This window comes from Thalassobacillus sp. B23F22_16 (assembly GCF_043496955.1).
In the GTDB taxonomy this organism is placed as follows: Bacteria; Bacillota; Bacilli; order Bacillales; family Halobacillaceae; genus Thalassobacillus; species Thalassobacillus devorans_A.
Map to the genome: position 1 here is coordinate 264238 of NZ_JBIEKD010000001.1, position 13605 is coordinate 277842.

12 protein-coding genes are annotated in these 13605 nt (G+C 43.7%); 3 read left to right on the top strand and 9 right to left on the bottom strand.

From position 1 onward, the window contains the following. Positions 1–199: 199 nt before the first annotated feature. The 9 genes from ACGTNI_RS01375 to ACGTNI_RS01415 form a co-directional block, all read right to left on the bottom strand. Positions 200–1693 carry an amidase gene (locus ACGTNI_RS01375; protein WP_394459406.1) on the bottom strand — a complete coding sequence of 498 codons (1494 nt, stop codon included), beginning with the start codon at positions 1691–1693 and terminating at the stop codon, positions 200–202. A gap of 18 nt (positions 1694–1711) precedes the next feature. Further along, complete coding sequence (locus ACGTNI_RS01380; RefSeq protein ID WP_394459408.1) at positions 1712–3139, bottom strand: amidase; 1428 nt, start codon at positions 3137–3139, stop codon at positions 1712–1714. Further along, the gene (locus ACGTNI_RS01385) at positions 3132–3317 is read right to left on the bottom strand and encodes a hypothetical protein (protein ID WP_394459410.1); all 186 of its coding nucleotides are present in this window, start codon (positions 3315–3317) and stop codon (positions 3132–3134) included. Before ACGTNI_RS01385 ends, ACGTNI_RS01380 begins: the two co-directional genes overlap by 8 nt. Before the next feature lie 259 nt (positions 3318–3576). Next, the gene (locus tag ACGTNI_RS01390) at positions 3577–4872 is read right to left on the bottom strand and encodes a Zn-dependent hydrolase (protein ID WP_394459412.1); all 1296 of its coding nucleotides are present in this window, start codon (positions 4870–4872) and stop codon (positions 3577–3579) included. A gap of 166 nt (positions 4873–5038) precedes the next feature. Then, a complete protein-coding gene (locus ACGTNI_RS01395; RefSeq protein WP_394459414.1) occupies positions 5039–5491 on the bottom strand; it encodes a hypothetical protein in 453 nt (150 codons plus the stop codon). Next, positions 5472–6308 carry a DUF3100 domain-containing protein gene (locus ACGTNI_RS01400; RefSeq protein ID WP_394459416.1) on the bottom strand — a complete coding sequence of 279 codons (837 nt, stop codon included), beginning with the start codon at positions 6306–6308 and terminating at the stop codon, positions 5472–5474. The genes ACGTNI_RS01395 and ACGTNI_RS01400 overlap by 20 nt, the downstream gene beginning before the upstream one ends. A gap of 10 nt (positions 6309–6318) precedes the next feature. Continuing rightward, positions 6319–7194 carry an NAD(P)-dependent oxidoreductase gene (locus ACGTNI_RS01405; RefSeq protein WP_394459418.1) on the bottom strand — a complete coding sequence of 292 codons (876 nt, stop codon included), beginning with the start codon at positions 7192–7194 and terminating at the stop codon, positions 6319–6321. A 25-nt stretch (positions 7195–7219) separates the two neighbouring features. Beyond that, positions 7220–8725, bottom strand: coding sequence for an aldehyde dehydrogenase family protein (locus ACGTNI_RS01410; RefSeq protein ID WP_394459420.1), 1506 nt, complete (start codon positions 8723–8725; stop codon positions 7220–7222). A gap of 108 nt (positions 8726–8833) precedes the next feature. Then, on the bottom strand, positions 8834–10426 hold the full coding sequence (locus ACGTNI_RS01415; RefSeq protein WP_394459422.1) for a helix-turn-helix domain-containing protein: 1593 nt from the start codon (positions 10424–10426) through the stop codon (positions 8834–8836). Between the two features lie 350 nt (positions 10427–10776). Here ACGTNI_RS01415 and ACGTNI_RS01420 point away from each other — a divergent pair, with 350 nt between their 5' ends. From ACGTNI_RS01420 to ACGTNI_RS01430, 3 genes are read left to right on the top strand one after another with little or no spacing between them, the layout of a single operon-like run. After that, complete coding sequence (locus ACGTNI_RS01420; protein ID WP_394459424.1) at positions 10777–11643, top strand: MurR/RpiR family transcriptional regulator; 867 nt, start codon at positions 10777–10779, stop codon at positions 11641–11643. Then, entirely contained in the window at positions 11640–12785 is a 1146-nt protein-coding gene (locus ACGTNI_RS01425; RefSeq protein ID WP_394459426.1) for a M20 peptidase aminoacylase family protein, read from the top strand. The genes ACGTNI_RS01420 and ACGTNI_RS01425 overlap by 4 nt, the downstream gene beginning before the upstream one ends. After that, a complete protein-coding gene (locus ACGTNI_RS01430; protein ID WP_394459428.1) occupies positions 12766–13593 on the top strand; it encodes a GNAT family N-acetyltransferase in 828 nt (275 codons plus the stop codon). The genes ACGTNI_RS01425 and ACGTNI_RS01430 overlap by 20 nt, the downstream gene beginning before the upstream one ends. Positions 13594–13605: the final 12 nt, after the last annotated feature.

A 13605-nucleotide genomic window follows, 5' to 3' on the forward strand; every position in this document is an offset into this window, starting at 1 on the left:
ACATAACATCAAATATCACAGCGGTACCTCTATAAATGATGAACTACTATAGATGTACCTTTTCGCCACAAAAAGGAAATTTCCTCCATTAAATAATATAGACACACCATCAGAATAAGTGTGCCTAAACAAAATTGGATATATATAGTTATGTAATTTCTCATAATAAAAGCCCGGCATATTACCGGGCTTTTAACTGTCAACTGCCTATCAACGTTCTATTTTTACAAATTTCATAAATATGCTGCCAAGGCTTGATCTCCTCAAAAGCAGCACTTGCCGCCAAGACATCCTCATCCGCATACCTTCTTCCGATGATCTGCATCCCTATCGGCAAGTTGTCCTTCGACAAACCAGCGGGGATTGAAGCAGAAGGATGGCCTGTGAAGTTGGTAAAGTAAGTAAGGCACCAGCCAATCAAAGGATCCACCTCCACCCCGTTAATTTGTGAAGGACCAACCGTATTACCATCGTCCGCATTATCGACTGGAAGAGAAGCAAGCGTTGGCGTGACAATCAGGTCATAGTCCTGGAGCACTCCTTGAATCGCATCATAGATTTCCGTCCGCATATGCTGATCGCGGTTCATATCGAGCACATTCATCTGATACCCTCGCTCAATCCATTCCATATATTCAGGCGGCAGGTCTTGTCGATAATCGCTTAGAATATCCACTCCCTGCTTTTTGAAACTCTCAAATGTATCGATATTAATCGGCAAAATCAACCGGCACCATAAATCACTCAGTTCACGCTGGTCTCTCGTAATACCAAAACTGACCTCCTCCACATGTGCGCCCGCCTTTTCAAACAACGTCACCGCACTCCTGACGGTATCAGCAACTTCTTTTTCCACTGGGAAAACATCAAAGTCAGGACTGTAAGCGATTCGCATGCCTTTCAGCGGCTTCTTCAAGGAAGCGGTAAAATCAACCTCCTGATCGAGACTGTATGGATCTCTCGCATCATAACCAGCTAACGCGTTCAAGCCAATGGCCGCATCTTCCACATTCCGGGTCAGTGTCCCTTCGAACAGGAACGGATTAACACCGCCAAACGCATTCGGCCTCGATATAAAAGGAACCCTTCCCCACGAAGCCTTGTAGCCATACAATCCACACCAGGCAGCAGGAATACGAATCGATCCGCCGCCATCCGTGCCTTCCGCAATCGGAACGAGCCCGTCTGCAACTGCCGCTGCACTGCCACCAGATGATCCACCAGTATTTTTTGCTAGATTAAAAGGATTTCGTGACGGACCGAACAGATAATTATCACACGTCCCCCTGAATCCCATCACCGGACTGTTGGTCTTCCCTACCAGTACAGCACCTTCCGCTTCCATCCGTTCCGCATACGTACAGTAAAAATCAACAACATTATTCTTGAATGCCCGGATACCACCGAATGTGGATGGCCAGCCCGGCTTAAAATCAAACAGGTCCTTGATTGCAGTAGGAATCCCTGCCAGCGGGCCGACTTCTTCCCCGTCTAACAACTTCTTTTCTATAGCACTTGCCCGTTCCCTTGCCCCTTCAAAATCCGTAAATACAAACGCATTCAGGCTTTCATTTCGCTCCTCGATCCGTGCGATGAACATGTCCAGCATTTCCACTGGCGACAACTGTTTGTTTTTAAGTAAAGAAGATAATTCAGCAACCGACTTATACTGCAGTTCATTAGAAATTGCCATGCTTATTCCTCCTTTTTATTAAACCAGATTACTTTCGGACAGCTTTGGTTTTATCCCGTTCATCGGATTCGTCTTTTCAAAAGCATACGCCGCTCTCAGAACATCTTCTTCTTTAAACGCTTTGCCCATGATCTGCATACCCACCGGCAGTCCGTTACTCAACCCACAAGGGATGGACAAGGATGGCAATCCGGTCAGGTTACCAGGTAGTGTGAAGCGGATAATGTGATCGAGGAAGTTTACGATTTCCTCATTCAATGACAGCGTGTCTGCTCCAATATCAATTGGTGTAAAAGGAAGCGTCGGGGTAACCATGACATCCACTTGCTTCATTGTTTCAGCAAATTCCACATCGAGCTGTCTCCGAATCTGCTGGGCCTGCAAATAGTCGACGGCTGATGGAACCTCACCTGCCTCCAGCAGCAGTCTTACATCCTCCCCAAAGTCATGCGCCCGTTCTTTTAAGTTAGCGTGATGTATCGTGCTTGCTTCCGTCATAATCGTTATCAGCTCGGCAAACTCAGCATTTTTCAAGGATGGAATTTCTACATGAACGACACTCGCTCCCATATCTTCTAACTTCCGAATGCCTGCCCTTACCAGAGATTCCACCTCAGGATCGACGTTACGGAAGAAATAGTCCTCATTAATTCCGATCACCATGCCGCTTATGTCTTCATTCAAGTTCTTGGTGTAGGCAGCTGTCGGTACATCTACGGTGGTCGGGTCATTACGATCGAAGCCGGCGATTCCTTCTAATAAAATCGCTGCATCCGTCACCGTTTTCGTCATCGGACCGATATGATCAAGCGACCAGGCAAGCGGGAAACAGCCATACTTGCTCACCCGTCCATGGGTCGGCTTCAACCCGACAATTCCACAACTAGAAGCCGGAATACGAATCGATCCTCCCGTGTCTGTCCCTAGTGAGGCGATGGTCATATCAGCACTCACCGCAGCCCCCGAGCCACCGCTCGATCCGCCTGGTATTTTTTCTAGATTCCATGGGTTTCGGCACGGACCATAGTGCGGATTGGTCGTAGTCGCTCCCCAGGCATATTCATGCATATTCAACTTACCGGTAAACACCACCCCAGCTTCCTTCAGCTTCGATACAACGCTTGCATCATAATCCGGAATGAAGTCCTGATGGATTTTCGAGCCCATCGTTGCGACTTCACCTTCGAAGTAAAAAATATCTTTCAGCGCCATCGGTATGCCGTGCAGTTTACCGCGATAATTTCCGTTCAATATTTCCTTCTCATGTTCCATGGCCATAGCCAGTGCCTGGTCTTCGGTAATTGTAATGTAGGCGTTGACCTGCTCATTCAGATTCTTCGACCGCTCCAGTGTCGCTTTGGTAACCTCAACCGGAGAGACCTCTTTTTCCCGAATCAACCCACTCAACTCATCAATTGTCTTCGAAAACAATTGCTCCTTACTCATGGTCACGCCTCCTTAAAGGTCTGTGGTACAAGCCAATATCCGAGTCATTCAAATAACGGACATCCAACCCTCTCCTGAGTACATCGAGCCCTTCCATCTGTTGAGCAATCTTGCTGCAGTCTTCTTCTGAAACATTCAGATCTCTCGCTGAAAAATAGCTTTTCAACAAATCCTGCACAGCTATCACCCTTTGTATAAAATTTTTCAAAGACCATCTTTGGCACGACAACCAGCTACGGACACCCTCCTTTCTATGTATGGATCATCACGCGACTTGTCTTATAAACACAGTTATCAGATGTATTCTGCAAGATATGATTCATTTCCTTTGATGAAATATGGGAGGTTTTGTGGAAAGGTGTTGATCAAATTAAAAGAAATAGAAATTAAAAACAGACCGTTACTATAACGATCTGCCTCTTAAAATCTATTCAATTTTATGATTTACCTTCCATCAAACGCTCTACAAAACTCTTTAGAGTATGGACACCATACACACAGTCATTTAAACTCGTCCATTCGCCCGGATTATGGCTCAATCCATCCTTACTTCTTACAAATAACATTGCTGATGGAAATTTACTACCGATAATCATGGCATCATGTCCAGCCCCGCTTGGTATTTTAATCGGTTCCATATCAAACGCATCAAGAGAATCAGCTAATTTACCCTGCAACTCCTCTTGAATAGGGAGAGGCTTTATTTTTGCATTTATCGCTATTCCCAAATCAATATTTCTCTCTTCTGCAATCTTTTTCGCTTCTTGTGTAATTAAATCTAAAAGTTCATCTCGTGTAGATTCATAAATGTCACGAAGATCAACTACAAGCTTTACTTCCTGAGGAATAACATTGAACCCATTGGGTCTTACATTCAATTTTCCTACCGTTGCAACTGCTGTTTCACTTACTTGCTCTGGGAACTTCTCCACTGCCTGAATGAACATCGATGCTGCAATGAGAGGGTCTCTTCTATCATTCATAGGTGTATTACCGGCATGACGTGATTCCCCTGTGAAAGTGAATTCTACTAATGCAGGACCTGCAACACCACTTACAATTCCAACAGGCTGATTCTCTTGCTCTAATATTTTTCCTTGTTCGATATGTACTTCTACAAATGTATCAATATGTTTGTTGGTTTTACCGGCATTTAAATATTCCTCGATTGTGCTTCCATATTCGTGAAGCACTTCCTCAAAGGATTTACCGGAGACATCATGGAGCTTGTTCATCTCTTCTTTGGTTATTTGACCCATAAATGCCCGGCTTCCTGTTAGACTGCTTTTGAACCTGGATCCTTCCTCATCGGAAAAAATAGCAACTTCATAAGTTTTTTCAGGAATGTACCCTGTCTCCTTCCAGGATTCAGCTACTTCCAAAGCTGACAAAACACCTAACGGCCCATCGAAATGCCCTCCATTAGGTACACTATCCACGTGAGAACCGGAAACAATGGCCGGTCCGTCCTGCTTCCCTTCCATCCTGCCGAAGACATTGCCCGCTCCATCCGCTGTCACGTTTATCCCAATTTCCTTCATCCAACGGATAACCAGTTCTTTGGCCTGTTTTTCTTCCTTGGAGTACCCAGGTCTTGTAACACCACCATTATCATCAAGTCCAATTCTGGAAAGCTCATGCAGCCTGGAGGCGAGCCTCTCGCCATTAACTCCCGAGTGGCTGAGTTTATTATCGAACCCCGTCATCAACTCTTCATATAGATCTCTGCTCATAGTAAAACTTCTCCCCTTCCTGATATTAGAAAAACTTGGCTTATCGCCAAGCCCTTATGGTGAAAGCCTTAGTTTTTCTTATACTTTAATCCTTTAACAAAGTTAAACTTGTTTAAAGTACAATAAAACAACCTAGCAGTATAGTAGCTGCTAGGTTATACGATATTTAAATGATACCTTGAACACGTAAAATAATTTCTGCAATAATAGCGGAACCTACGAATGTACCAACAAATACAAAGACTGCAACGACGACACTTCTCCAGCCCAACTTTGTGAAGTCCGCCCAATTCTTCCCAATTGATAAGCCAGCATAGGCAAGTATAGGGGTAGCCAGAGCTAATATATTAATCTCAGTTGTCCATTGAACCACATATTCAGATCCAGGAAACCATGGAATGGAGATTAAGATTCCAATTAGCCCGATGTATCCTACAGCAGGAATGTTCCACGGTACCACCTTTTCCAGCAATAGCCCTAAAACACTGATTAAGATTAATACAATCATACCTGGAACGGCAGCCAGCGGCATCACATCATATCCTACCCAGTTACCGATAATAGCGGATAAACCGAACACGGATAAAATCAGAAACCATTCAATTAACTTTTTTGACATCATTCGCTCCCCCTTCATTACCAGCTTCTTTTCTCTCTTTTCGTCTGATCATCATGGCATAAAGTTTCTCTGTTAACGGCAGGCCAATAAAGATACTGACATACAAGCCGGTTGAAAGTGAAATTAAATTACTAGCACCAGCGAATGCAACAATTTGGCTTTCCAATGCCGGAAACGCAGCAACTAATGATCCACTCGCGGCTGCCATCATACTTCCACTTCCAACCCCGGAAGCCATGGCAAAAGAAAGTGGGTTAAGCGGTGTAACAGTAGCTAAAAATCCGGAAATCAATCCCAGAAAGACGGCACCAAACACAGTACCAAAAATGTAAATAGCCATAACGCCCCTTCCCTCAGGGGAATCAAAGCCGAACTTATTCATAATTAAACCGACATTAGGCTCACGGGCAACGGAGTGTGTCATCCCGATACTTTCTCGCTTAAATCCAAGCAAAACAGCAATCGGAAGTGCAAATAAAATCGTTCCCAAGTTTCCTAACTCCTGGAGTAACAACGCTGGACCGGCTGCGATCAATGCCTCAATTTGTGGTCCGATTGTCACCCCAATTTTTGCAATCAACAGTGTAACACCTAAAATGATCAGCGGCTCTGCATTCTTCGCCTGTTTCGTTTTTATTAAAGGAGTAAAGTAAAGCCCAAGTCCAAGAAAAAATGCATAGAGCATCGGAAGTAAGAGTACAACTCCGCTCCCTACACTGAAGCTGAACTGACCGATTGCTTCTGTGATACCTACTAACAAGAGTGCTACTGCATGGAGTCGCCAATCCTTCAATATCTCCGTATGTTCATTCTTCATGTCGTCCCCCCTAGGTTATTATTTTGCTGCCTGAATCACATATAGCTGAAGAATCAAGATTACCCTTTCCGTCCTTTAGTGCTTCTTGATACATGCCAGAAACCATCTGCCCCAGTGGCGAATCTGCTTGGTAATAGTCAGCTGTTTCGGTATATAAATGAATGTCTTTACTCATATGTGCCAAGCTGAAAAGAACGTTCTCATATTCATTCTTAAGAATGTTGTCACCAAAGACATCCAATACCCGATTATGAGCCGAACCGCTTTGTAAAACCTCTGCCAGCTGCCCCCGTGAAAGACCAGCCTTTTCACCAACTGTCATAGCCTCACCAAGACCGGCTTTAATGACGGCAACAAGCATATTATGACAAAGCTTGGCTACCTGCCCGGAACCGGAAGGCCCAAGCAGAAAAATATTTTCACCAATACTATCGAGCACCGGACGAAAAGCTGATACGTGCACTTCATCGCCACCAACCATGATGGTAAGCTTCCCTTCATCGGCACCTTTTGGTCCCCCGCTGAGCGGGCAATCATAAAAATGAACCTGCTGTCCTTTCGCACTTTCATACAAGTTCTGTGCCGTTTTGGGGTCAATCGTACTCATGTCGAGAACAAAGCTCCCAGGCTTCAAGGCTGCGAAAACCCCTTCCGCTCCCAGCATGACGTTGTTCACAATCTCTGGACCAGGTAAAGAAGTAATGACCAGCTCTGCCTGCTGTGCCGCCTGGTAAGAAGAAGCATTCGGAATGGCCCCCAGTTCCTCACAATACCGAACGGCCGCTTCACTCGCATCATATATATACACCCTGTAACCACTCTTCACGAGATTTTTAACAATTCCCCTGCCCATTGCGCCGCAGCCAATAACAGCGATAATTTCCATGTATAACCCATCCTTCTCCGACATTTTATGGTTTGATATAGGCCGTCTTGGTATCCAGCCAGAAATCCAGTGCGGTACTGCCCTGTTCGCGCGGACCAATACTGGAATTCTTTTTCCCGCCAAACGGAAGCTGGTTCTCATAGTGATTGGAAGGAACATTGACGTGGGTAACACCCGTTTCTATATTCCGGACAAAATGGAACGCTTTCTCTAAATTTTTCGTAAATATAGCAGAAGACAAGCCGAATTCACTATGGTTGGCAAGCTCAATTGCCTCCTCATAGTTATCTACTTCCATTACCGCGACCACTGGCCCGAATATTTCCTCCTGGGCAATTGTGAAATCTTTCGTAACTTTACTGAAAACAGTCGGAGCTACAAAATACCCATTCGCTTTATCCCCCTCAGTTAACTGCTTTCCACCATATTCAAGCACAGCACCTTCCGAAAGAGCACTATCCACATAATGCAGGTATGTGTTCAGCTGATGCTTATTCGCTACAGCACCATTAATAAAGCCTTCCTGTATACCATTACCGACGGTCACCTGCTTCGCTCTTTCAACGAGCAGTTCGGTCACTTCCTTGGAAATAGATCGTGGAACAATGACCCTGCTTGTACCGGTACAGCTTTGACCATTGTTATAAAAACCGCTAATGACTATGCCTTGAACGGCTTCTTCTAAATCGGCATCCTCTAGGATAATGGTTGCATTCTTACCGCCCATTTCCGCTTGCATTTTCCCTCCATGGGAGGTAACCAGTTTGCCTAGGCTGATTCCAACGTCAGAAGAGCCTGTAAAAGACAGGGCTTTAATTTCCGGATTATTACCAAGCTCCTCTCCTACTACCGAACCGGGACCAGTAATCATATTGAGAACACCCTTTGGCATCCCTGCCTTCTCAAACAACTCGACCACCTTGACAGCTACTAGTGAGGTGTCGCTTGCTGCTTTATAAATGATGGTATTGCCAGCCAGCATCGAAGGAGCAATTTTATAGATAGCGATTCCTAACGGGAAGTTGAACGGGGTAACGACAGCCACTACGCCCAGCGGCTCCTGTATCGTACAAGTGAAAGTTTTTGGGTCGATGGCAGGTACTGTCTCACCCGATAATCGATTAGCCTCTCCGCTAAAATGCTTGAGAGCCTGGACGGTAGCATCTACTTCTTTACGGGCAGCTTCAATCGTCTTGCCAACTTCTTTTGTAATGATTTCCGCCAGCACCTCTTTTTCCTGCTGGATTAAATAAATTAACTTAAATAGAATATCTCCGCGACTGATCGGTGACGTCTTTTTCCATTTTGGAAAAGCTTCCTTTGCATGTTGTACCGCTTGCTGGACGTCCACGGAACCCGACTTCTGGAAATAACCCAGGACCTCTTCTGTATCGGCAGGATTCGTGCTTGGATAGACCTCGCCGGATACGGAAGCAACCCACTCTCCACCTATATAGTTATAATAGGTAGGAATCTCATCTGGACTAGCTTTCTTTTTAGGCACATTGGTATACGGAACTTCGGCAGGCATCGAATCTCTCCTTACATAGTAATTTGAGATTAATTATAATATTTAGAAAATTCATTGTACATGTTACTACTCACAAAAAATCACTGGATAAAATGTGACAGGTCACAATCAGCACTTGAGATAATAATAGATTTGGAAAGCAAGTACCATATTGATCCAGTCTTCATTCTTATTGAGATCAATACCTAAATTACTTTCCACTTTTCTTAGCCGATAGGTGAGTGTGTTGGGATGAATGTGAAGCAGTTCCGCCGTCTTTTTGTGACTTTTATTTTCCGTAATGAAAGTTTGTAAGGTTTCGCGGTACTCCTTTTCCATCTTAAACAAGGCCCCGAGTTTATCGGAAACGAATTTATCCAGCAGGTTTTGGTCCGTATTCAGCCAGAGTCTCTCTGCCCCAAGCTCTGAATAAGTGACATAAGTTTTTCCTTTCAACTTTTTGCAATAGGCTGCCGCTTCCGTCGCTTCCCGGTAGGATTGACTTAATTCCTGGATAGAGACTTCTCTGCCTATCCCAATTGCTATGGAGTGATTGATCTGGATAGCTCCACGGAGCTCCTCTGCAAGGGTCTCCAATCGTTTAATCTCTCCCGCCATTAATACGACCATCTGATCCGCCTTCGTAAAGATTACCTGTGTTTTACAAAAGCGGGAAACGATCTGTTTTAATGATCGTACCAGCTTTTCTTTCTGTAACATGGTATGAGATTCCCAAATAGGAGCGGACTTACTATCAATAATCATGCAAATGACCCTGCTATCTTCATCCAGACTGAATTTCCTTAGTGCTCCACGTTTCATCCGTGAGCCATTCAATAAATCATGAAACTGTTCTTCAATTTCATGCAACTCTTTCTCAAACAGGGTATTTCTCTTTACAATCTCCAATGACAAGGCTGTAGCGGCATGCTCTAAAGCAGCTTTATCAATAGTAGACAAGCTCTCGATTGGTTTCTGAAGAGTAAAGTATCCATATAACTCATTGGCATTTATAATCGGGAACGTAAAGCCAGCATCAGGTTGATCCTCTGAATATTCAACTGGCGTCTGCAGGATATTACTAATGGTCTCCAATATAAAGGAAGCACCTCGCCCCTCCAATAAGATTTTTGTAAACCTATGATGAATCTCCAGGGAATAGCTTAGTTCCTCATTCTTCCGTTTCACTTCCTGGTACAATTTAGAATTCATAATCGCTATAGCAGCCTGATCAGCTACCACCTCAAGCAACTGATATTCTTCCTCGGTAAATTGAACATCCTTATCAAAATTATCCACTACAAGAACACCTATGCAATCTTCGTTATAAAGCAAGGGGATAACAATCCCGCTTTTTATTTCACGGTGAAATACCCCCTTCAAAAAATGCGAATAATTCTCCTCAGACATCGTTTCCATATACTCCCGAAATTCATCCCCCTGAACGACCACACCTTCTTTGGAAAGAAAAACTTGGCCTGTCAGAGATTCTCCAGGCTTGAATTTGACCTGTTTCATATGTTCTTCATCTACCCCAACGCCATGAGAAAAGTGAAGCAGCCCGTCTTCCCTCAACGTGTATAAGATAGTAGTATCCGCATTATTGATTAAACGGAAGGCATCCTGGACCAATTGCGGGAGAATCACTTCCAAATTAAGCGATTGTGTCAGACTTCGGTTTATCTCAAATAGCCGAGCCATTTTATCAGGCATGGGTTTCATTTTGCATCATCCCTCACTAGTTCATAAGCTCTATAAAAAAACAGTAGGTATTAACTATAACACTATAGGATTCAGTGAGAGATTTACATGTAAATTATTGGAACAAGAAAAGGCCTGGCAGCTCACTAAGACTTCAACAACTCTTTTATTTAATTACTCTTCGTTAAATAAGAGGTATATCTTCACCTGTCTTTAATTGCATGTGGACTGGTATATAATTCTTCAACTTAAAAATGTCAGAATTATTATTGTATTGTGAAATAAAGTGTGTTAGTTTAATAAAAATGAAGTTTACGCTTCATTAACATTATATATAAAGTTTTAACTTCATTAGTTGAAGGTGAATGAATATGATACTTACAAAAACCATAGAAAAAGAGTTTCATAACCTCTCTAAGGGGCAGCAGAAAGCTGCTATTTACCTGCTGGATCATCCAGAGGATTTTGCAGTAAAGTCTGCAGGGGAAATCGGTAACCGAATCGGGATAAGTGAAACGACGGTGATTCGCTTTTGCTATTCTATACATCTTTCTGGCTATTCGGAGCTCCAGAAGTTGGTTCGTGATCAGTTGCTGCAAGGTTATAGTACACTCGATCGATATTTCACGAACAAAGTGGAATTAGCCGAACAGCCTCATTTTTTTGCAAGTGTGATGGAGAAGGATTGCCATCTAATCCACGAGACTGCTCAAACTATAGCTGAAGAAGATTTTGAACAAATGGTTGACCGTTTAATAGAATCAAAGAATATTTATGTATCAGGGTTACGGTCTTCTTTTTCTGCAGCAAGCTGGCTCGCTTTCACACTCGGAGTTGTACGAGGCAACACAAGGCTGATTCGCCCAGATACGGATGATTTGCTGCTTACCATCAGTGAAATGGAAGTCGGTTCGACGTTTATAGCCATTTCGTTTGACCGTTATATGAAAGATACGGTGAAGCTTGCAGAAATGGCGAAAAAACAAGGAGCTTTCGTAATCGGGATAACGGATTCCAATATCGCCCCTATTAAAGAACACGCAGATTTAGTATTTAAAATCTTTTCATCGGAAAAAAAATCGACGATTGACGCAGCGCCAGCTCTCTTTTCATTTTTAAATGCTGTGCTTGCCGGTGTTTCCATGAAGGATCGTGACAGATTCCGACGTCGGAAGGAACAATACGAGCAATTGGATAGCAACCATTTTTTTATTCAGCCAGGAGGAAAGTTGGAATGAAACAGCACATAGAAGAATTGAAACCCACGATAGATAAGGTTTTTAACCATTTGCATAAAAATCCAGAAGTCAGCTGGAAGGAATATGAAACGACGGAGTATTTGCGGACATTTCTCCAATCCAAAGGGTTTGATGTACAAGGGTTTGACGACTGTCCCGGTCTTGTTGCGGAAGTTGGAGAAGGAAGTCCTTGCTTAGCATTGAGAACTGATATGGACGCCCTCTGGCAGGAGGTGGACGGAAAGTTTCAGGCCAATCATTCTTGTGGTCATGATGCTCATATGAGCATGGGGCTGGGAGCAATACTTGTACTTCAAAAAGCAGGCTTCCCTTCAAAGGGGAAGCTGAAATTCATTTTTCAACCGGCTGAGGAAAAAGGGACAGGCGCTTTAAAAATGATTGAAAAGGGTGTACTGGATGATGTGGATTACTTATATGGTGTCCATCTTCGTCCAATCCAGGAAATCAGGGATGGAGAGGCGTCTCCAGCCATTTGTCATGGTGCCGCCCGATTTTTGACTGGTGAAATTCTTGGAGAAGACGCGCATGGAGCACGTCCACATCTAGGGCAGAACGCTATTGAGATTGGTGCATCCCTTGTGAATGAAATAAAAAGCATTCATTTGGATCCAATGGTACCGTATACAGCAAAAATGACAAAGTTCCATGCAGGAAGTGACTCCGGGAACATCATACCAGGCAAGGCTTCCTTCAGTCTGGATTTGCGGGCTCAATCGAATGAAGTGATTTCCGCCTTGGCTGAGAAAATTGAAGTTATTACCGAATCCGTATCCAACATATATGGTGTAAAGATTCCGTTAGAAACAAAAGTAAATGTGGCGGCAGCTGAGGTAGACGACGAAGCCAGGCGGTTTATGGAACAAGCTATTGTAGATGTGCTTGGTGAAAGCCAAACAAAGGAGCCGATCATCACCTCAGGCGGAGAAGATTTTCATTTTTACACGCTTAAAAAACCCAACATTAAGGCGACGATGCTCGGATTGGGCTGTGATTTGCAGCCGGGACTTCATCATCCAGATATGACGTTCAATCAGGAAGCTATTTATTCAGGGGTTGAGATATTAGCCAGGACATTATTGCATACATTGGGGGAACACAAAAATGGAATTAACGTGGAATAATTCCTTTGATCTGCGGGTGCTTAAGACAGCATCTGATATGAATCTTGTACAAAAGCTGGAGCATAAAATCTGGAACATGGACCCTGTTCCAGTTCATCAGACCATTACAGCAACTCAGAATGGAGGACTGCTGCTGGGAGCATTTTTTGAAGAGGAACTTATAGGTTTCAGTTACGGTTTTTCGGGGTTTTACAAAGGCAAAAGCTATCTTTGCTCCCACATGCTTGGTATACATCCCGCACACCAGGGAAAAGGCTTAGGTGCAATTCTTAAACAGAAGCAGAAAGAGATGGCTGCCGATATGGGCTATGACTTAATTACATGGACATTCGATCCCCTGGAAAGCAGGAATGCTTATCTCAACCTTTCTAAGCTCAATGCCATCTGCTCCACTTATGTCGAGAATTGTTATGGAGAGATGGATGACAGCTTGAATTCAGGCCTCCCGACCGATCGTTTGAAGGTCGAGTGGTGGATTAATAGTTCCCATGTAAAGGAACCATTGCTGGTGGAAACTGATTCTGCAGTACATCCGTATGAATGGGATGTAACGGATGATGACTTTCCGGTGCTATTGAATACCGAATGGGAAGCGACCAAAGAACCTGTACTTGTCCCGGTTCCTGCGAACTTCCAGGCAATAAAAAGTCGTGATTATAAGCTTGCGAGTGATTGGCGTTTTAAAACGAGAAAAATTTTCACCCATTTATTTGCCAAGGGTTACACGATGGCAAGTGTCATTAAAGGAAAAGAAGAGCACGTACATTACTATGTACTGGTTCAAAGAAACGAACTGCAGCTTAACTAACATGAAAAGGCG